Raw genomic sequence first — 20,305 nt, 5'->3', positions numbered from 1 at the left:
ATGAATGTTGTTTCTACACAAATACCCGATGTGTTGATCATTGAGCCAAAAGTCTTTGGTGATGAACGCGGCTTTTTCTACGAGAGCTTTAATCAGAGGCAATTTGATGCAGTTGTTGGTAAACAAGTGAGGTTTGTACAAGATAATCATAGCCGATCAATGTTTGGAGTATTGCGTGGGCTGCACTATCAATTACAACAACCCCAGGGAAAATTGGTACGTGTTGTAGCAGGTAGAGTCCTTGATGTGGCAGTTGATATCCGCAGAGGTTCGAACTATTTTGGCAAATGGGTAGCCGTTGAACTCAGCGCAGAAAATAAACGGCAATTATGGATTCCTGAAGGTTTTGCTCACGGATTTGTGGTGCTAAGTGAAAGCGCTGAGTTCCTTTACAAAACCACGGATTATTATTCACCAGAAGGCGAGCGCTGCATCATTTGGAATGATTCTGAATTGGGCATAGATTGGAATCTGGATTTTTCTCCTGTGCTATCAAAAAAGGACAGTATAGGGTGCCCTTTTATTGATGCTGAATATTTTCCATGATAATTCGGGAATACCCATGACTAATATATCAAATGATCAATTAAATATTCGTTGGCAAGATGTAACTCTCGATAAAAATACCCGCGCAAAAATGAAAGCCCAAGTACCCTGTTGCATCTGGCTTACGGGTTTATCTGGTGCTGGAAAATCAACTATTGCAAATTTGCTTGAGCAGCGTCTTTTTGAGCAAAATCACCATACATATTTGCTTGATGGCGATAATCTCCGCCACGGATTAAACCAGGATCTTGGGTTCACTGAAATTGATCGAGCGGAAAACATACGGCGTGTGGCAGAAGTTTCAAAGCTTATGGTTGATGCTGGTTTAATAGTAATAGCTTCATTTATATCTCCTTTCGAAGCGGAGCGCCAAATGGCGCGGCGACTTTTTGCTGAGGGTGAGTTCATTGAGGTCTATATTGCTACTCCTTTGGCTGAATGCGAAAAACGTGATACTAAAGGGCTTTATGCCAAGGCGCGTCGCGGAGAACTTAAAAATTTTACTGGCATAGATAGCGCTTATGAACCTCCTGAAAACCCGGAAGTTGTAGTTGATACATGCAATTTATCTGCTGACGCATGTGTCGATAAAATTATCTCTACATTACGTGTATTGCGAAATAATTAACAAAGAGATTTGTTGTGAATTCAAATAAAAAGTTAATTGTGGTGCTTGGTATGCATCGAAGCGGCACTAGTACTGTTATGAGTGCCCTGGCCTGTATGGGGGTCAATCTGGGTGATGATTTGCTACCACCGGGAAAAGACAATCCTAAAGGATTTTTTGAGGACAAAGCGATCAATGATTTGAATATCGAAATGCTTGATGTGATCGGGCAAGATTGGTTTAGCTTGTCATTAGTCACTGCCGCTCAAGTTGAGCAACTGGTTGCATCGGGTTACCTTGAAAAAGCTACTGAATTGTTACGCCAGAAAATGGCGGATAATCAATATTTTGGTTTTAAAGACCCACGTGTTTCAAAGTTGTTAAAATTTTGGAAAAAAGTATTTGCACAAATTGATTGTGATGTAAGTTATGTGCTTTGTTTGCGTCATCCATTAAGTGTTGCCAACTCCGTATTAAAGCGTAATAAAACTCCAATACACAAAGGTTATTTGCTGTGGCTGAGTTACAATTTTTCGATTGTTTCTGAGGCTCAGGATATACAACTAATTGCACTGGATTACGATCAACTAATGGAATCGCCATTGGCGAAACTGGAATTCCTTGCACAACAACTGGAATTAACTGTCCACCAAGGGCTGGCTAATCAGTTTGCCAATGAATTTCTGGATAGCAATTTACGACATACCAAATTTTCGTCAATTGATTTACAAAAAGACTGGCAATGTCCGGAAGAAGTGATTGCTGCTTACGCCATTATGCCGAATTTATTAATTGTTAATAATCAATCTGCGATTGCCCAATTAAATGATTTATATAAGTCCAATAAACAGCAATTGGATGCAGAGTTTTCGTTATTGGATGAAATAGAAAATGCCGCAATTGATTATGTTTACACTAGCGAAAATATAGCGGGCTTGAAGCGGCTTGTAGAGGAGCGCACTCGCTGGGCAAAGTCATTGGAAAAAGATATTGAAGATCGTACTTGTTGGGCAAAGTCATTGGAGAAAGATGTTGAGGAGCGCACTTATTGGGCAAAACAACTTGAGCAATCACTCGTTGAAATGCAGCAACAGGAAGTGCAATTGCGTGAAGCTTATGAAGAAGCACAAACGAAGTTAGGTTCTGCTATGGCAGAAATAGTGTTGTTGCATGATGCCAATACGCAGCTAAAAGATAAAAACCTGCAACTACAAGGAAAAATTGTAGAGTTAGATGATTACTTAAATCTTGCGCAACGTGATTTGGAAGATTTTAATAATAGATTAACGGTGCGCAATCGCGAGTACGATATTGAGCGTGAATCGAATCGCAGGCTGGAACAACAGCTTGCGGAGATAAATCAACAATACCAGCATATTATTAGCTCCCGCTCCTGGAAAATTACGTTGCCAATGCGTGTGCTGGGACGGATCTTGCGCGGGGAAACCAAAGTCCTGGCTGCATCTGCAAAGCCGCGCTTGCAACGTTTTGCTCGAAGTGTTCATAAAAACTTACCGTTAAGTCCGCGCATTAAAAATATGTTGGCAGGTGTGCTTTACCGGATTGCGGGCCCTATGTTTGAAGGGGTTGTGCACTATGAAATGTGGCGCCGCAGCGGGCGGCCTGATGTTCCTGCATTAGCTATTCAAGGTGTTGTCGCGCGCGACGAAATCCAGACAGCATTAAAAACCCTGGTGGTTCCGCATTCAGATTCACCAGTAGTATCGGTAATTATTCCCAGCTATGGAAATTTGCCGGTGACATTAACCTGCTTGATGTCCATCGCGCGCCATGTACCAAAAGTACCTATTGAAGTTATCGTGGTTGAAGATCATTCGCCGGACCACGAAATTCATTGTTTGCAACAAGTAAAAGGGTTGCGCTATGAAGTGCATCCTCACAATTTGGGTTTCCTGCGTTCTTGTAATCGCGCCGTATCTTTTGCGAAAGGTAAATATATTTATTTACTTAATAACGATACTGAAGTAACAGAGCATTGGCTGGACTCATTGTTAGATGTGTTTTCTGCGCGTGCAGATTGCGGCATGGTTGGCTCCAAGCTGGTATATCCTGACGGCCGCCTGCAAGAAGCAGGTGGTATTTTGTGGAAAGATGGATCGGCGTGGAATTTCGGGCGCTTGCAAAACCCGCAGCTGCCGGAATTCAATTATTTGAAAGAAGCTGATTATTGCTCCGGTGCATCGCTGTTAATTGAGAAAGGTTTTTTTATCGAATTGGGTTTGTTTGACGAACTCTATGTGCCTGCTTATTACGAAGATACTGATTTGGCTTTTAAAGTCCGGGCGGCCGGGAAAAAAGTGTATTACCAGCCCGCATCAGTGATTGTACATTACGAAGGAGTTTCTAACGGCACAGATACAGGTTCTGGTATCAAAGCCTATCAAGTTGCTAATCAGAAAAAATTCTTCGAAAAGTGGAGAACAGAATTAGCGAAGCATTTTAATAATGCCGAGTCGGTATTTACTGCAAAAGATCGTACCTGGCACCAACCTTGTGTTGTGGTGATTGATCATTATGTCCTCCAACCTGATCGCGACGCTGGTTCGCGTTCGACATTGGCAATTATCACCAGCCTGCAAAAGATGGGAGTCAATGTAAAGTTTTGGCCCGATAATTTATGGTATGACCCTGAATATACACCGCGTTTGCAACAGTTGGGTGTAGAGGTTATTTATGGTGCTGAGTACAGCGGACGTTTTAAACAATGGCTAGCTGCTACGGAAAATGCAGTAACCCATGTATTTATCAACCGCCCCCATGTTGCAGTAAATTACATTGATGATTTGCAATCATTTCCAAATGTTCGTTGTATTTTTTACGGACACGATCTGCATTTTGAGCGATTACAGCGCGAGCATGAACTCAATCCCGGCGCTGCATTGAAAAAAGAAATCGATCATTTTTATGCACTGGAAACATCCGTATGGCAAAAAATGGATGTGGTACTTTATCCATCGCAAGAAGAAGCTGAGACAGTAAAAAGAATTGCACCAACGGTGAATGCTGCTGCTGTATGCCCTTATGTCTATGAAGATCTTGACCAATATGCGCAGCGACAAGTAATTCATGGGAATAAGGTTATTTTTGTGGCCGGTTTTGGCCATCCACCTAATACCGATGCTGCTGTATGGTTTGTGAAGGAAATTTTTCCACAAATTAAACAACAGCACCCGGACACTGTTCTTTATCTGATTGGTTCACGTCCTACTGAGCAGGTATTGCAACTGCAGTCACCATCGGTACATGTGACCGGTTATGTGACTGATGAAGAACTTGCAGCACATTATGCTTCTGCGCGAGTGGCGGTGGTGCCACTGCGTTTTGGTGCAGGCGTAAAAAATAAAGTGGTGGAAGCCATGGCTTATGGCGTTCCGCTGGTAACAACACCGGTCGGTGCGCAGGGCTTGATTGGATTGGACCAGATTGTTCCGGTAACGGCTGAAGCCGGTGCTTTTGCTGATCATGTCATTGCAGTGTTAAACAATGATGATCTCTGGCTGCAATATGCTTCTGCTGGCAATCGTTTTGTCGCGCAACATTATTCATTGGAAACAATGAAATCAACATTGCGTCATGCGTTTTATGGATAAGAAATTGATGTGTCGTGAATCAGATATGCCTTGCATATTTGATTCAGTGACCGTTGATGCTTAATGTCTTTTTGGTACACAAATACGGTATTTCAGTAAATGCTAGCAGTCGATGATAAAAACGAATCTTCACCCTATATATCCGTTGTTGTTCCGGTTTACAAAGCGGAAGGGTGCCTGGATGAGTTATACGAAAGACTTAAAAATTCACTTGAAATAATATCCGCTGAATTTGAAATTATTCTGGTCGAAGATTGCGGTGGCGATAAATCCTGGAATGTTATTGAGCGGCTTGCAAAAGCTGACCCGCGAGTGCGGGGAATGCAATTCAGCCGCAATTTTGGACAGCATTATGGCATCACCGCTGGCCTTGATCATTGCAGGGGTGAATGGGTTGTCATAATGGATTGTGATCTACAGGATCAACCGGAAGAGATTCCGCGTCTCCATAAAAAGGCGCTGGAAGGTTATGACGTTGTTCTGGCTCGTCGCGGGCAGAGAAAAGACAAACTGATTAAACGTTTTACATCCTGGTGTTATTACAAAGTTTTTAGTTACCTGGCTGATATTCAATATGATGGCGAGGTTGGTAATTTTCGTATCATGTCGCGTAAGGTTGTAGAAAATTTTCGGACGATGCGTGAACGATTGCGGTTTCTGGGTGGGTTGGTTCAATGGATGGGATTTCCAACGGCCAGTATCGAAGTTGAACATGCTGAGCGTTATGAGGGCAAATCAACCTACACATTTTCCAAGCTATGGCGCTTGGCCACCGATACAATTATTGCTCATTCCGATAAACCGTTAAGGCTTGCTGTTCGTTTTGGTTTTATGATGGCGACAGTATCGTTCATCTACGGTACTTATATATTAGCAAGGGCATTTTTTTATGGTTCAGCAATTATGGGCTGGAGCAGTTTGATTGTTTCTTTATATTTTATCGGTGGGATAATCATCGCAATCCTGGGGATTCTCGGTATTTATATCGGAAAGACTTTTGATGAAACAAAAAAGCGGCCTTTGTATATTGTTGGTAAATCAACATTTTTAAATAAATAAATTTATTTAAAAATGATCCGGGAGGAATCGATGGCATTTTTGAGTGAAAAATCGCTACAGGAAATGGGTTTCAAATCGCTAGGGCGGGACGTAAAAATCAGTGATAAGGCCGCGATCTATAATCCTGAATTAATTGAAATTGGCGACTACTCTCGTATTGATGACTTCTGTGTTGTCTCAGGCAAAGTGTCAATTGGAAGGAATGTGCACATCGCTGTTTTTTGCAATGTCGCCGGTGGTGAATTGGGTGTTACCCTCGAAGATTTCAGTGGGCTGGCTTACGGCTGCCATGTGTTTAGCCAATCAGATGATTACTCGGGTAAAACATTAACGAATCCAACAATACCGGAAAAGTTTAAAAAAATTCTGCGAGCACCGGTGACCCTGAAGCGTCATGTCATTGTGGGTACATGCTCGGTTGTATTGCCCGGTGTTACTGTTGAAGAGGGAACATCAATAGGCGCTATGAGTATGGTCACTAAAACCACTGAGCCGTGGTCCGTTTACTTTGGTGTTCCGGCAAAAAAACTCAAGTCCCGGAAGAAAGATTTGCTGCTGTTAGAGCAGGAATATTTACAAGGGCATAATCAGGAATGAAATCTATCCCAGGGTCGGAAGGAAAAAAAAGTGTACTCCAGCATCTGTATGGAATGTTATCAGGTACAGGCTTTCGCCAATTAATGCGATATGGCTTGGTTGGTTTGGGAATTAATGCTGCGCTTTATGCATGCTATTTACTCTTGGTTGTTTGGGGCGCGGAACCAAAAGTATCGATGTCAGTGGTATATGTTATCGGTCTGGGAATTGGTTTTTACGGTCACAGAAAGTTAACGTTTTCCCACACGGCAAATTACAAACATGCTATTGCCCGTTATTTAATTGCTCATCTTATTGGGTATGGCATTAATTTTTTATTGCTATTATTTCTTGTGGATTATATGGGTTTATCACACGCGCTGGTACAAGCCGCGTCCGTATTTGTAGTTGCCGCTTACTTATTTGTTATTTTTAAATATTGGGTTTTCTCCGGGAAAAATTATGCAGCCAGTTAATATACCTTTTAACAAACCTTATATGACCGGCCGTGAGCTTTGGTACATAGCGCAAGCTCACGCTAACGGACATCTTGCGGGTGACGGTGCATTTACAAAAAAATGCCATTCATGGCTGGAAAAACGCACCGGTGCTGACACTGCATTATTAACACATTCTTGCACTGCGGCATTAGAGATAGCTGCGTTGCTAATTGATATTAAACCTGGTGATGAAATCATTATGCCCTCCTATACATTTGTATCCACTGCAAATGCATTTGTATTAAGGGGCGGTGTTCCGGTTTTTGTAGATATTCGCCCCGATACACTGAATATTAATGAAGGGTTGATTGAGCAAGCAATTACTCCGCGTACCAAAGCGATAGTGCCTGTACACTACGCTGGAGTGCCGTGTGAGATGGATGTCATTATGGACATTGCGCATCGTCATAATTTATTTGTAATAGAAGACGCAGCTCAGGGAATTATGTCTACTTATAACGGTAAACCGCTGGGGTCAATCGGCCACTTCGGTTGCCTGAGTTTTCATGAAACAAAAAATATTATTTCTGGTGAAGGCGGTGCGTTATTGGTCAATGACGAATCCCTGGCGTTACGTGCGGAAATTATTCGCGAGAAAGGGACTAATAGAAGCCAGTTTTTTCGTGGTCAGGTTGATAAATATACCTGGTGTGATGTTGGCTCAAGTTATCTGCCTGGCGAATTGATTGCTGCCTTTTTGTGGGCGCAAATGGAAGCGGCAGATGAGATCACCACAAAGCGCCTTGATATCTGGAATAAATACCACGCATCGTTTGTAGGTCTTGAACAACGCGGTTTGGTTCGCCGCCCGATTGTTCCTGATAACGCTACACATAATGCGCACATGTACTATTTATTGTTAAGTGATTTGGCTACCAGAACCCGTTTTATTGAGTTTTTAAAAGAGAAGAAAATTTCCAGTGTTTTTCATTACGTCCCACTACATAGTGCCCCGGCAGGATTACGGCTCGGACGGTTTAATGAGGCGTTAACAATAACAGATGCTATGTCAGAAAAGTTGGTCCGCTTACCGCTCTGGATCGGCCTGGAGGAATATCAGGATGAGGTTATAAAAACCATCTATTCTTTTTTTGAGGATGCAAAATAAATCTGATGGATAAGCTCGCCCGGCCCAATTTCGATTCAAAAGCTGAAAATATGTTGCTACTTGTAGTGGCGATGACAATTTTTTTATTGTTCAACGTAATGTATTTCATCAGTGTCGCAGCGAGCCCAATTATACGCGATGACGGATGGTATTTCCTTGCGTCACAAATTCAACCATGGATAGAGCAAGGGTTTTCATGGACAGATATTTTTGTAAAACGTGGTCTAACAGACCACGCGCAACCACTAAACAAGATTTTTTTGTTTATCAATTATAAATTTTTTAATCTTGATTTTAAGTATGAAGCAATAGCCGGTTTTGCCGGGATTGTTTTCACTATCTTTTTGTTTCTGTCGATTTATATAAAAAAAATAATAAACCAATCCATCACGCTATCTGGCGCAGGTTTTTTTGTGCTTGCAATCCTAACCTTTACTTCTCTGAATAGCAGGGAGCTCTATAGCTGGCCGTTGGTAACTTTTTCATATTTGCCATTTTTCCTTGCGCTTTTATTATCGTTTTTTGCCTGGAAATTTTTGAAATACCAATTAACCATTAGTGCAATGCTCATCGCCGCCGCTATCTTTATATTGATTGGCGATACCGCCAGTATCATCACATGGTTAAGCTTAACTACTGCAGTAGGGCTTATTTCTTTCAGTGACAATGAAATTTCCAGAAAAAGAGCATTGATGTGGGTAGCATGCTCCGCATTTATTGTTGCTGTTTATTTTATTGTTATAAATATTAATTTCATGGGCGGGGCCGCGCAGCCAAAAGCTGGTAATAAGAGCATCGATTTACTAAGTATCAGCTTCTACCTTGAATTTATACGGATCGTTTTTTCATCATCCCTGATTCATTCAGAACATCTTGCGCGCGCAGGTAACTATCAGACATTCTTGTCCTGGGTTATCGCTATTCCTGTATTGTATTTTTACATTGAACACTTTGTTTCAATGGTGTTTAAAAAGCGGCGGCAAACCCTCGTTGATTTTTTGGTTACATTTATTTTGGTGCATGCAACGTTATCGGTTGCTGCAATTGTTGTTGGTCGATTGCCGGAGTTTGGCATAGGCTATCTAAACCAGCCTAGATATGTGCTCGTATATCAATTAATTCCATTTGCTTTGTTCATTAAATATTGTTTCCGGCCCACCTTGACGCAAGGGCAAATAATAGTTGGGAAGATAACCGTAGTTGTTGTTTTGCCGATAATGCTATGTGCCCAGTTTTACTTCAGTACTAGTGCTTATGCGGCTGTTCCCTGGATTTCAAAATGGGTAGATGGACAGTCCAGGGCAATCGCAGATTATGTGAATGATCCCGCGTTACCAGCAGGTAGGTGTACCAGTTTTTCCTCTCCAGTTTGCAAGCTGCCGGAAGCTAAAAGAAACGAATTGTTAAATTTAATGATTAAAAACCAATTAAACCTTTTTAATCATGATTTTCAGTGGAAATATAAAATATTCCCTGTGATACAAATAAAAGCTCCGCCTGTATCCGCTTGGGGGCCACAAGTGATCAGCACCCAATCATCTGACGGTATTTGGATTAAGTTATCAACCCCTATTGTAGGTTCTGATGTTAAAGCCCAAATCAATATTAATGGTAAGCCAGTTGATGAAACTGTGTTTACAGGTGATGTAATTACATTTTATTTACCCGATGAATACAAATCCGTTCCTGGTTTTTACAAAATCGAATATTCAATCGATAATTGGAAATCAAGCATGTTGGTAGGGAAGATAGAGGTTAAAAATTAATTCCATCCAGAACCTTTAAACCTGAACCAACCATTACAATCGTAAAATAACAACACTGATATATTCCAGATGGGTAACGACATCCAGTGTCTTGCTCCTAACCGCCTTTTACCTAATACCACAATGAAAGAAAGAGTGAAGAAGTAGTTATGAACCCGGGATCTAAAAGTTATTTGGAGCATATTGATGGTATTCGGGCACTGGCGGTAATTGCAGTGTTGTTGTTTCACTTCGGTGTCAATGGGTTTGCTGCGGGCTTTATTGGTGTTGATATTTTTTTTGTAATTAGTGGATTTGTGATTTCTCGTTTGTTATTGAGGGAGATGGAGGTTGACCGCACAATTCATTTTGCAAATTTCTACCGTCGTCGTGCACGCAGGTTACTGCCTGCGCTGGCATTTACATTTCTGATTACCTCGATAGGTGTATATCTATTTTTTTCACCAGAAAACCTGGTGGCTTTTGGTGGTTCTTTAACCTCGGCAGCGTTTTCTGTATCAAACTTGTTGTTTTGGTATGAGAGTGGTTATTTTGATGTTGCATCACATACCAAGCCGCTACTGCATACTTGGTCGCTCAGCGTTGAAGAACAGTTCTATGTATTTTGGCCCCTGGTTTTGTGGGCTCTCGTGCGTGCCAGGTTGTTATTAATTGGTATTGTCACTTTATTTGCTGGCAGTTTTTTACTGAACTATCTTTGGGTAGCCAGCAATGAGCCCGATTCTGCATCGGCTATGTTTTTTCTCACTCCATTTCGGGTATTTGAATTTGCCGTGGGTGCACTCTGTGTACTGGTGGAAAAAAAATATAAGCTCACGCGCATCCATCAAAACATAGGATTTCTACTAGGCGTTGTACTAATAACTTACAGCATGGTTACTTTGGATAAATCGTCTGTATTTCCCTATATCAATGCATTGCCAGTTTGTTTCGGTACTGCTTTGCTTATTCTTACCGGGGAGAGTTTTGGTGCGCGAAAGCTGCTAGGTAACGCACCGGCATTAATGATTGGTAAATTAAGTTATTCTCTGTATCTCATGCATTGGCCGGTTTACGTCTTTGCAAGGTATTTAAATATAAATACCATTTCATTAAAAAATACCAGTTTGATGGTGCTGCTGACTTTGGTGTTAGCGATGGTGAGTTATTGGTGTATCGAACAACCTTTTCGCAAAGCTGATGCAAATTATATAAAACGTTGGGGCGTCGCGTTTTGTGTATCGTTAATGCTGTTATTTGGTTTGCTTGGGTTAGGTATGAAATTATCTGATGGCTGGACCTGGCGTTACGATAATAAACCTTTATCGGCATCTGATATTGAGCGCGGAAAATCTGGTCGTTATAAAAATACTCTGAATGCTTGTTCGATACTTGAATTTGAAAATGCCACTAAATGCCCAATGGATAGACCTATTCAGATATTGGTATTGGGAAATTCCCATGAACCTGACGGCTTCAACATGTTTCATTATTTGTATGGCAATAATGAAAACGTAAATTTAATTACTTTTGGTACTACGAACGGCTGCTCTTTGGAAATTAAAGAGGGAGTAATGTATTCACCAGAAAATGAGCTGCAATGTGGGAAGCGTTTTGCCATGCTCGGTGATCCAAAGTTTTTTAATAAAATTACCCATATTGTTTACAGCACTCATACAGGTTTTGAGTACGTGGCCATCAATATGTGGTCGATTCTTGAAAATATGATGCAAAAAAATAAGAATATAAAATTAATTGCTTTAGGTAGCTATCTAGAAACATCAATGGATTGTGCAACTATCAAAAATAATGCGGGAAGCTTTGACGCGTGTAAAAGCCCTGATTATGTAACTTTCTTTAAGCCGAATGAGCGCGCTGAGTCACCCGTGGAGTTGTCAAAGACATTACCCTATTTATATATCAATAAATTCAAGATGCTTTGCCCTACTTCGGAATTGTCGTCATGCTTGACTTTTGCGAACGGCGAACCAATGTTTTACGACGTACATCATCTTTCTTTTGGCTTTGCCACTTATGTGGGGGAGTTGATTGCAAACAATTATGCAAAAGATCTGAAAGCATTGGGTTTGCCGCCGCCTAATGCTCACTAATTTCAGTGAAGAGGTCTTCCATAGATCCACTCATGTTGGTTACCAATGATTCTTTCACAGCTGCTGCAACCACAAAATAATAATCTTGATATTTTTCGGGTAATAGCAGCGTTGCTGGTAATTTATGGGCATGCTTCTACATTTTTACCCGGGGAAGCTGGTAGTGATTTTGTTTTTGACTGGCTTGGATTTGACTATTCGGGCTCCCTGGCGGTGAAATTTTTTTTTATGCTGAGCGGGTTGTTGGTTACGCATAGCCTGCTGGTCCGGCCACAAATTTTTCCATTCCTTCTTCGTCGCGCAGTCAGGATTTTCCCCGGATTATTTGTGTGTATCTTTCTATCTGTGTTTGTGCTTGGCTTGATAGTGACAAGTCTTTCGGTGGAAGAGTATCTGTTACATCCTCAAACCTGGCGCTATTGGTTGCACAATTCATCACTTATTGGATTGCAGTGGGAATTGCCAGGCGTTTTTACGAATGCTCAAACATCAACGGTTAATGGCTCTTTGTGGACGCTTCCATTAGAGGTGATGTGTTATGCAAGCCTTATATTTTTTTATTTGTTGGTACTTAGGTGGCATCATAATTTTGCTGGTTTAATGCTATTGGCAATTATCATCCTGATTTTCTATTGTGTTTCGTTGTGGCCAAGTGAACTAATAAAATTTAAAGAACCCCTTTTGTTAGGTGGTTGTTTTTGCATTGGTGCGTTAGCCACTTTGCTCCGGTACCGATTGGTGCTTGGAATAAAAGGCATTGTATTGTGTTTGGGGGCTGTATTTTTAATGTGGCAAACGCCATTGCAGCAGCTCGCGTTTTATTGTGTATTTTTTTACGTCTGCCTTTATTTAAGCGGCACTGCCTTGTTCACCAAAACCCTGAGGTTTCCTGGAGATCCCTCCTACGGAATTTATATTTATGGCTTCATCATCCAACAATGCCTGGTTATGGTGTATCCGGCACAAGGAATTTTATTTAATCAAATTGCAGCTGCGATCATTGCCATCATCGTTGGTTATTTTTCCTGGTATTTAATTGAGAAGCCTGCAATCCGGATGATGAAGAAAAGAATCCGATAAAAGAATGGATTTTCGGGGTAAAAATGGCGCACCTGACTGGATTCGAACCAGCGACCAACGGCTTCGGAAACCGCTACTCTATCCAACTGAGCTACAGGTGCATATTTTGGGGAATGCGCATTTGCGCAAGGCCCGCGATTTTACTGATCTTGCCTGTGGTCGTCCACCGGCGATGCCTAATTAATTTCCTGCTAATTCCCTGATATTCAGTTCCCGGGTTATTTGGGTTGAGCCAAGGCTTTGGCTCATGGTGCCGAAGGGGAAGTCGCGGATCATATTTTCCAGGCGCGGCATGCAGCGTTTCAGGTTTGTGTAGTGGCGGAAATTGCTGAACCAACTGGCATTGGGGACGCGAGGCTGGTCGGGGTCGATTTCCCAGGGGTGCAGGTAAAAAATCTGCGGCTTTGCTTGATTGTGGCTGGCGCGATTAAATAGCCAACGTGATAGCGCATATGGGTATTGGCGAAAATAGCCACCGCCGGCAGCGGGAACTGATTGTCCCAGTACTTTTGCGGTAGTAAGTGGGAATTCTAATAGCGGAGTGCCGTTGCTGGTAATAATACGGTAGGGCTCTTCAGGGCTACCGGGAATTCCGTAGTTGTCATGGCGAGTCGGGAAAATGCTTGAGTCCCATGTGAAACCCAGTTCGGCAAGAATATCCAGGGCCCACAGCGATTTGCGCGTGATTGAATAACTGGCGGCGCGATAGCCAGTGATAGGTGTTTGTGCCAGGTCTTCCAGGATCTGCTTGGACTTCGCAGTTTCTGCGCGAAATACTTCCGGGGTTTGTTTGTAAATTAACTGGTGGCTGTATCCGTGCGAGGCAATTTCATGGCCCTGCGCACGAATTTTTTTGACCAGTTCCGGATAGCGCTCTGCCACCCAACCCAAAATAAAAAATGTAATTTTGATATTTCTATCATCGAACAACTGCAAGAGTTTTTCGGTATTGGCTTCCACTCGGGATGGCCATTGTGGCCAGTCTTCGGGTTTGATCACCTGGGCAAAGGCGGCAACGTGATAATAATCCTCCACATCGACAGTCATGGCATGGGTGATAGCGGTGTTGTTCATAAAGCCACTCTTTTGTGTTCGCGGTTATGTTCAATAATAGGTTTGGGTTGAAAACCAAAACGGCATCTTGCGATGCCGTTTAGCAAATAAAACTGCACATTCATGCAAACAGTGCAGTTTTATACTTTGTAGTAATCGCGATACCACTTAACAAAGTTTTCTATACCGACTTCGACCGGGGTAGTGGGTTTGTAATCTACATCCTCAATCAATGCATCGACATTGGCGTAAGTATCAGGCACATCACCGGGTTGCATTGGCAATAAATTCTTGATGGCTTTTTTGCCCAAACAATCTTCCAGCACTTCGATATAGCGCAACAGCTCAACCGGATTATTAGAGCCGATATTGTAAATGCGGTAAGGCGCTTTGGATGTCGCAGGATCGGGTTTGTCTCCGCTCCAGTTTGGATTGACGGGAGCTACCTGGTCCACCGTGCGGATAACACCTTCGACGATGTCATCAATATAGGTGAAGTCGCGACGATGGTGACCGTAGTTGAATACATCAATCGGTTCGCCGGCAAGGATTTTTTTGGTGAAGATGAAGAGCGCCATATCCGGTCTGCCCCATGGGCCATAGACGGTAAAAAAGCGCAGGCCGGTGGTGGGGATATTGAATAAGTGGCTGTAGGTATGCGCCATCAATTCATTGGCTTTTTTGCTGGTCGCATACAGGCTGACAGGATGGTCAACGTTGTTGTGCACAGAGAAGGGCATAGACGTATTGAGGCCATACACTGAGCTGCTTGATGCATACACCAGATTGTCGGTGCCGAAATGGCGGCAGCCTTCCAGGATATTCAGGAAGCCGGTGATATTTGCATCGATATACGCTTGTGGATTTACCAGCGAATAGCGCACACCGGCTTGCGCTGCGAGGTTAACAACGCGATCCGGCTTGTGGGTTTTAAATACATTATCGATCGCCGTTTTATCTTCCAGGTTGCAACGGATATCGGTAAATCCGCTGTCGCCAGTTAAACGGGCGAGACGATCTTTTTTGATTTGCACATCGTAATAATCATTCAGGTTATCGATCCCGATAACCTCATCGCCACGGGCAAGCAAACGCTTGGCGAGGGTGGAGCCAATAAAGCCCGCTGTTCCTGTAACTAACACTTTCATAGTTGGTCCTTACAAGTTAGAGGCGTGCATCGACTGCTTCTTTAGGCAATATATGTTTTACGTCAAAGAGCACATGGTTGGGTTTACCGAGTGCGCGAATGGCTTCTGCGCCCAGTTCGCGGAATTTTTGATGGCCGACGCACAGGATGATGGCATCGTAAGAGCCGGGTTGTGGCTCTTTAATTAATTCCAGGCCGTATTCGTGTTGCGCTTCTGCGGCGTCAGCCCAGGGATCATAAACGGATACGTTGGCGTTGTAGTTGCGCAGCTCATTAATAATGTCGATTACGCGAGTATTGCGCAGGTCAGGGCAGTTTTCCTTGAAGGTCAGGCCCATGATCAGGATGTTGGAGTCCACTACATGGCATTTACGTTGGGTCATCATTTTTACGACTGACTCAGCCACAAAGGTGCCCATGCCATCGTTAATGCGGCGGCCTGCCAAAATCACTTCAGGGTTATAGCCAACCTGCTGCGCTTTGTGGGTAAGATAGTATGGGTCAACGCTAATGCAGTGTCCGCCCACCAGGCCGGGGCGGAATGGCAGGAAATTCCATTTGGTACCGGCAGCTTCCAGCACTTCGATAGTATCAATATCCAAACGTTTAAAAATTAATGAGAGTTCGTTGATCAGGGCGATGTTGATATCGCGTTGGGTATTTTCAATAACCTTGGCTGCCTCAGCAACTTTAATACTGCTCGCTTTGTGCGTGCCGACCACAACAATTCGGCGATAAAGTTGATCGACATATTCAGCCACTTCCGGCGTTGAACCCGAAGTGATTTTGGTGATGTTGTGTACGCGGTGTTGTTTGTCACCGGGGTTAATTCGCTCGGGACTATAACCGGCAAAGAAATCCACATTGAATTTCAAGCCGGAAATTTTTTCGATGATGGGGACACAAATTTCTTCTGTGCAGCCCGGGTATACGGTTGATTCGAACACTACTATGGCGTTTTTAGCGATCACCCGGCCCAATAAAGCAGAAGCTTTTTCCAGCGGGGTTAAATCCGGTTGCTTGCTATCGTTGATTGGCGTGGGCACTGTAACAATATAAACATCAGCACCTTTAATGGTTGCTTCGTCAGTGGTATAGCTCAAGTGGCTGGCTTGGCGCAGCTCATTAGCGTCCAATTCAAGCGTGCTATCTACGCCTTGATTCAATGCATCAACGCGGGCCTGATTAATATCAAAGCCGAGGGTGGTGATTTTTTTGCCGAACTCTACTGCGAGTGGCAGGCCGACATAACCTAAACCTATAACGCAGAGCTTGGGATTGGTTGCGAACATGAGAGGTTTCCTTAGCGAAACGGGGATCCAAAGGTGCGCTAAATTACCATATTTTTTATGGCATTTAGATATCAGTCGCTACAATCGGCCGACATTTTGTCTTTAAGTCGCCGGTTTAGTTGCCGATCTGGCGGAATTACGTCATGGATGGTCGAGCTTTTGTCATAAAACTCGCTATAATGCACGCCCTCTTTACCACTCAATGGCTCACTGAAGGAATCGGGTTTGTCTTATATCAGGCTCAATAAGCATTACATACATCTACCTTACCTGTTTCTGGGTATCACCGAGGCCGCCTTATTAGCGTTGGCTGCCTGGTGGTCTCATCACTTTGCCAATGGCGTTGAAGATTTGCCGCGCAGTTGGACACAAATAGCTATCTTCTCAATAGTTCTTTCCTGTTGCACCTTATCTATGGGCGTGTATCTCGCGCTGGTCCGTGAAGGATTTGGCAGCATGGTATTGCGTACTCTGGTGAGTTTCTTTTTATTGGGAAGCCTCAGTCTGTTTTTAATCGGCGTCATATTTGGTGAAGCATTAATTCCCCAGACATTGATTTTTTGGGGGGTGTTGATTGCAACTGCGTTGGTCGTGGTGACCCGTTTTATCTTTTTGAAAGTGGTTGATACCAAGCAGCTGAAGCGGCGTGTTGTTATCTATGGTGCGGGCATCAAGGCCAGGAAGTTGCTCGATGATCTGGCTCCTGAAATAGCAGTTCTTGGTGTAACTATTGTCGGATGTATTCCTAGCGACAATGAGTCAATCCAGGTTGATCCGCAATTAATTATCGGGGAACCCCAGGATTGGCTCGGTTTTGTTAAGCGCGAACAGATCTCCGAGATTGTGATTTCCCCGGATGAGCGCCGCCGCAGTTCTGGCAACGCATTTCCGTTAGGGCAATTTCTTGATTGCAAGCTGGCGGGTATTGATTCCACCGATGCATTGAGTTTTTGCGAGCGCGAATTGGGGCGTATCGATATCAACCTATTGCATCCGAGTTGGATGTTATTTTCCGATGGTTTCAAATATTCCAAGCGCATGTTAATTGCCAAACGCTTGTTTGATCTGGCGTTGGCCTCTCTATTTTTTATTGTGCTTTGGCCATTTATGTTATTGACTGCTATTGCGGTGCGTTTGGACAGTCCTGGCCCGGTGCTTTATCACCAGACGCGCACCGGCTTGAACGGCAAACCGTTTCGTATTTATAAATTTCGCAGTATGCGCCAGGATGCGGAAAAAAATGGCGCGGTCTGGGCCAAGAAAAATGATTCGCGGATAACTCGCGTTGGAGCGTTTATCCGCAACACCCGCCTGGATGAGTTGCCCCAATTGTATAACGTTATTGCCGGCAGCATGAGTTTTGTAGGGCCGCGTCCGGAGCGCCCTGAATTTGTTTCCGAGCTTGCAAAGCAATTACCATTCTATGAAACTCGTCACAAGGTGAAGCCTGGGTTGATGGGGTGGGCACAGCTCAAGTATCCCTATGGCGCCTCGGTGGAAGATGCGAAAAACAAACTCCAATACGATCTCTATTACACTAAGAACCATAGCTTCCTGATGGATATGCTGATTATGATCCAGACGGTTGAAATTGTTTTGCTTGGCAAAGGGGTGCACTGATGTTGATCTGCCGCTCGATTCCACCTTCAAAAGGAGAAGGATTGTGAAAAAAATCATGTGGTTAATGCAGTTAGTGGTTGCTGCAATTGTGTTGTGTGGTTGTGCTAGCAAGCCTTTGAGTACCACTCCACCACTGTCTGATACCGGTGTGATGGATGACTATCGAATTGGTGTGGGCGATGCGTTGCAAATTAATGTATGGCGCAATCCCGAATTGACTGTTGCTGTTCCGGTGCGTCCAGACGGAAAAATCTCCATGCCGCTGATCGGCGATGTTGTCGCTGCCAGCCTTACCGCTACAGAACTTTCACAAAATATCACCAAGAACCTCAGCAGTTTCGTACGCAGCCCGCAGGTTACTGTCATTGTTAGCAATCCCAGCAGCTCCGACTTCCAGCGCCGTGTGCGTATCACCGGTGCAGTAAAGAGCCCCCAATCTATTCCATTTCGTGAGGGGATGACTGTTCTTGACCTGGTGTTGATTGCCGGTGGCCCTAACGAATTTGCCTCGGCGAACAAGGCTCGCCTGTATCGCAAAGTTAATGGGGAGCTCAAGGTGTATAAAATTCGCCTGGATGATTTGATGAGTGATGGCCAGGTTGAAACTAATTACCCCCTGCAGCCGTCTGATATCGTCAGCGTGCCGGAACGGGCGTTTTAAATTGATGCAATGAACAACAAGTCGGGGGCTCAATGCCCCTGCAATGTTTCAATACCTAGAGATCTTACATGGACAAAGCCTACCTGAAAGACTTGTTGAACTCGCTTCGTGCCGAGTTGGTTCGATTTCGCTATGTGTGTGTAGTGATATTTATTGCAATCAGTTTTCTGGTGTTAGTGGTCGGCATTACCTGGCCAAAAACCTATACCACCAGCGCAGTGCTGTTTGCTGATCAAACCAATATTATCGAGCCCTTATTAAAAGGCTCTGCCGAAGTGACCAAAATTGATCGCTCTGAGCAAGCGCGGGAAATTATCTGGACCCGTGCGATTATGCTGGCAGCCGCAAAAGAAGTTGGTTTTTTGCCGAAGAACCCAACGCAAAATGATGAAGAGTTGGCCATCAAGCGGATTCGCAGTGGTTTGAATGTAAAGGGTGAAGGCAATAAAGCGTACTTTCGCATCAGTTATGTCGCTAATAATCCGGATTCCTCATTTGAAATATTGAATGCAATTGTGAATGTCTTCATTGAAGACACTGCCCGGAAAAAACGTGCTGAAAGTTTGGGGGCTTACAACTTTATTGACGCTCAGGTGCAATCCTATAAAAAACAATTGGAGCAAGCGGAACTGAAGTTGAAAGATTTCAATTCGCAAAATACGGATGGCACTGAACAGACAGTGAGTGGACGTATCGCTCAATTGCGTCAGGAAATTGAAGCACTGAAAATTACCATTGAAGAATCCCAGGCGCGTTACAACACCATCCAGCAACAGTTGGGATCTGAAGGGCAGTATTTGCAAACTAAAGGTCGCATTGACGAAGTTAAGCAGCGCAAACAAGCCCTCACATCACAACTTGAGCAACTATTGCTGAGTTACGAAGAAGGTTATCCCGATATTATTTCCATCCGCGCGCAAATTGCGGATTTGGATGCGACTATGCAAAAGTTGCAATCCGCTGGTGATGTATATGCGGATACCCAGAAAACGGAGAATCCGCTTTACGAAGAGTTGCGCAAACAATTAGCTGCTGCCGATGTGGATTTGCGTTCGCAAAAGCGCCGCATGCAATCGTTAACAGCATTGCAAGAGCAAGAATATGAGCGTCAACAACGTGTTGCCGCTAATCAGGCGCAGTTTTCCGAATTGACGCGCGATTACGATGTGATTCGCAAAACCTATGAAGAAATGTTGCAGAAAAAAGAATCGGCCCGCTTATCCATGACCCTGGATATTGAAGGTCAGGGTGTTAGTTATCGCATACAGGAACCAGCAACTTTCCCGCTCAAACCCTCCGGTTTTTATTTTATCCATTTTGCTTTTGTCGGCCCGTTTTTGGGGTTGATAGTACCAATCGCATTGTTGATTGCTTTTGTATTGTTTGATCCGCATTTACGTTCAGCCAGAGCACTGCAAAAACAATTGCCGAATGATATCGAATTAATTGGTGTAATCCCGCATTACCATTCCCCGTTAGGCGATAGATTGCTTAAGAAAGATATGCTGGCGGTATTTTTTGTTTCATTGCTGGCCATGGGGTTGTATGCGGCAATTAGCATTTATTGGCAAATTACCAGGGGCTAATTC

At 43.6% G+C, this 20,305-nt stretch carries 16 protein-coding genes and 1 tRNA gene; 13 read left to right on the top strand and 4 right to left on the bottom strand.

The genetic code is table 11. The features are described 5' to 3' along the window. The 10 genes from rfbC (at position 1) to A596_RS13825 (ending at position 12,943) form a co-directional block, all read left to right on the top strand. Entirely contained in the window at positions 1 to 546 is a 546-nt protein-coding gene (gene rfbC, locus A596_RS13870) for a dTDP-4-dehydrorhamnose 3,5-epimerase (protein ID WP_039915841.1), read from the top strand. A 16-nt stretch (positions 547 to 562) separates the two neighbouring features. Then, the gene (gene cysC / locus A596_RS13865; protein WP_052417516.1) at positions 563 to 1,174 is read left to right on the top strand and encodes an adenylyl-sulfate kinase; all 612 of its coding nucleotides are present in this window, start codon (positions 563 to 565) and stop codon (positions 1,172 to 1,174) included. Between the two features lie 14 nt (positions 1,175 to 1,188). Beyond that, a complete protein-coding gene (locus tag A596_RS23365) occupies positions 1,189 to 4,764 on the top strand; it encodes a glycosyltransferase (RefSeq protein ID WP_200882927.1) in 3,576 nt (1,191 codons plus the stop codon). Positions 4,765 to 4,863: 99 nt separating this feature from the next. Beyond that, positions 4,864 to 5,823 (top strand): glycosyltransferase family 2 protein, encoded by a 960-nt coding sequence (locus A596_RS13855; RefSeq protein ID WP_039915839.1) that lies wholly within the window; start codon positions 4,864 to 4,866, stop codon positions 5,821 to 5,823. Between the two features lie 30 nt (positions 5,824 to 5,853). Further along, a complete protein-coding gene (locus A596_RS13850; RefSeq protein WP_039915837.1) occupies positions 5,854 to 6,420 on the top strand; it encodes an acyltransferase in 567 nt (188 codons plus the stop codon). After that, positions 6,417 to 6,875 (top strand): GtrA family protein, encoded by a 459-nt coding sequence (locus tag A596_RS13845; RefSeq protein WP_052417515.1) that lies wholly within the window; start codon positions 6,417 to 6,419, stop codon positions 6,873 to 6,875. Before A596_RS13850 ends, A596_RS13845 begins: the two co-directional genes overlap by 4 nt. Then, on the top strand, positions 6,862 to 8,007 hold the full coding sequence (rffA, locus tag A596_RS13840; RefSeq protein WP_039915835.1) for a dTDP-4-amino-4,6-dideoxygalactose transaminase: 1,146 nt from the start codon (positions 6,862 to 6,864) through the stop codon (positions 8,005 to 8,007). The genes A596_RS13845 and rffA overlap by 14 nt, the downstream gene beginning before the upstream one ends. Before the next feature lie 5 nt (positions 8,008 to 8,012). Next, a complete protein-coding gene (locus tag A596_RS13835; protein ID WP_039915834.1) occupies positions 8,013 to 9,773 on the top strand; it encodes a hypothetical protein in 1,761 nt (586 codons plus the stop codon). 173 nt (positions 9,774 to 9,946) lie between these two features. Further along, positions 9,947 to 11,863 carry an acyltransferase family protein gene (locus A596_RS22175; RefSeq protein WP_160280144.1) on the top strand — a complete coding sequence of 639 codons (1,917 nt, stop codon included), beginning with the start codon at positions 9,947 to 9,949 and terminating at the stop codon, positions 11,861 to 11,863. A 45-nt stretch (positions 11,864 to 11,908) separates the two neighbouring features. Next, positions 11,909 to 12,943: an acyltransferase family protein gene (locus A596_RS13825; RefSeq protein ID WP_052417513.1), complete on the top strand. Its 1,035-nt coding sequence runs from the start codon at positions 11,909 to 11,911 to the stop codon at positions 12,941 to 12,943. Between the two features lie 24 nt (positions 12,944 to 12,967). Here A596_RS13825 and A596_RS13820 read toward each other — a convergent pair. From A596_RS13820 to tviB, 4 genes are all read right to left on the bottom strand, one after another. After that, positions 12,968 to 13,044 (bottom strand) — tRNA-Arg (locus A596_RS13820). Positions 13,045 to 13,123: 79 nt separating this feature from the next. After that, complete coding sequence (locus A596_RS13815) at positions 13,124 to 14,017, bottom strand: XrtA system polysaccharide deacetylase (RefSeq protein ID WP_039915832.1); 894 nt, start codon at positions 14,015 to 14,017, stop codon at positions 13,124 to 13,126. A gap of 119 nt (positions 14,018 to 14,136) precedes the next feature. After that, positions 14,137 to 15,144, bottom strand: coding sequence for an NAD-dependent epimerase (locus tag A596_RS13810; RefSeq protein WP_039915830.1), 1,008 nt, complete (start codon positions 15,142 to 15,144; stop codon positions 14,137 to 14,139). Between the two features lie 16 nt (positions 15,145 to 15,160). Further along, positions 15,161 to 16,435: a Vi polysaccharide biosynthesis UDP-N-acetylglucosamine C-6 dehydrogenase TviB gene (gene tviB, locus A596_RS13805; protein WP_039915828.1), complete on the bottom strand. Its 1,275-nt coding sequence runs from the start codon at positions 16,433 to 16,435 to the stop codon at positions 15,161 to 15,163. A gap of 225 nt (positions 16,436 to 16,660) precedes the next feature. Here tviB and A596_RS13800 point away from each other — a divergent pair, with 225 nt between their 5' ends. The 3 genes from A596_RS13800 to A596_RS13790 all read left to right on the top strand — a co-directional run bounded on the left by A596_RS13800 (position 16,661) and on the right by A596_RS13790 (position 20,302). Further along, entirely contained in the window at positions 16,661 to 18,055 is a 1,395-nt protein-coding gene (locus A596_RS13800; protein ID WP_039915826.1) for a TIGR03013 family XrtA/PEP-CTERM system glycosyltransferase, read from the top strand. Positions 18,056 to 18,206: 151 nt separating this feature from the next. After that, positions 18,207 to 18,716, top strand: a complete 510-nt coding sequence (locus A596_RS13795; protein ID WP_039916214.1) for an XrtA/PEP-CTERM system exopolysaccharide export protein — start codon at positions 18,207 to 18,209, stop codon at positions 18,714 to 18,716. A 68-nt stretch (positions 18,717 to 18,784) separates the two neighbouring features. Continuing rightward, on the top strand, positions 18,785 to 20,302 hold the full coding sequence (locus A596_RS13790) for an XrtA system polysaccharide chain length determinant (protein WP_039915825.1): 1,518 nt from the start codon (positions 18,785 to 18,787) through the stop codon (positions 20,300 to 20,302). The last annotated feature ends 3 nt before the right edge of the window (positions 20,303 to 20,305 follow it).

This window comes from Cellvibrio mixtus subsp. mixtus J3-8 (assembly GCF_000766945.1).
Lineage (GTDB): Bacteria > Pseudomonadota > Gammaproteobacteria > Pseudomonadales > Cellvibrionaceae > Cellvibrio > Cellvibrio mixtus_A.
This window is presented reverse-complemented; position numbering and strand designations above follow the sequence as displayed.

What these genes read in the sequence shown, in the direction of transcription:
- rfbC (WP_039915841.1), top strand. Translation starts at nt 1, where the DNA reads ATGAATGTTGTTTCTACACAAATACCCGATGTGTTGATCATTGAGCCA.
- cysC (WP_052417516.1), top strand. Translation starts at nt 563, where the DNA reads ATGACTAATATATCAAATGATCAATTAAATATTCGTTGGCAAGATGTA.
- A596_RS13855 (WP_039915839.1), top strand. Translation starts at nt 4,864, where the DNA reads ATGCTAGCAGTCGATGATAAAAACGAATCTTCACCCTATATATCCGTT.
- A596_RS13850 (WP_039915837.1), top strand. Translation starts at nt 5,854, where the DNA reads ATGGCATTTTTGAGTGAAAAATCGCTACAGGAAATGGGTTTCAAATCG.
- A596_RS13845 (WP_052417515.1), top strand. Translation starts at nt 6,417, where the DNA reads ATGAAATCTATCCCAGGGTCGGAAGGAAAAAAAAGTGTACTCCAGCAT.
- rffA (WP_039915835.1), top strand. Translation starts at nt 6,862, where the DNA reads ATGCAGCCAGTTAATATACCTTTTAACAAACCTTATATGACCGGCCGT.
- A596_RS13835 (WP_039915834.1), top strand. Translation starts at nt 8,013, where the DNA reads ATGGATAAGCTCGCCCGGCCCAATTTCGATTCAAAAGCTGAAAATATG.
- A596_RS13825 (WP_052417513.1), top strand. Translation starts at nt 11,909, where the DNA reads ATGATTCTTTCACAGCTGCTGCAACCACAAAATAATAATCTTGATATT.
- A596_RS13815 (WP_039915832.1), bottom strand. Translation starts at nt 14,017, where the DNA reads ATGAACAACACCGCTATCACCCATGCCATGACTGTCGATGTGGAGGAT.
- A596_RS13810 (WP_039915830.1), bottom strand. Translation starts at nt 15,144, where the DNA reads ATGAAAGTGTTAGTTACAGGAACAGCGGGCTTTATTGGCTCCACCCTC.
- tviB (WP_039915828.1), bottom strand. Translation starts at nt 16,435, where the DNA reads ATGTTCGCAACCAATCCCAAGCTCTGCGTTATAGGTTTAGGTTATGTC.
- A596_RS13795 (WP_039916214.1), top strand. Translation starts at nt 18,207, where the DNA reads ATGGATGACTATCGAATTGGTGTGGGCGATGCGTTGCAAATTAATGTA.
- A596_RS13790 (WP_039915825.1), top strand. Translation starts at nt 18,785, where the DNA reads ATGGACAAAGCCTACCTGAAAGACTTGTTGAACTCGCTTCGTGCCGAG.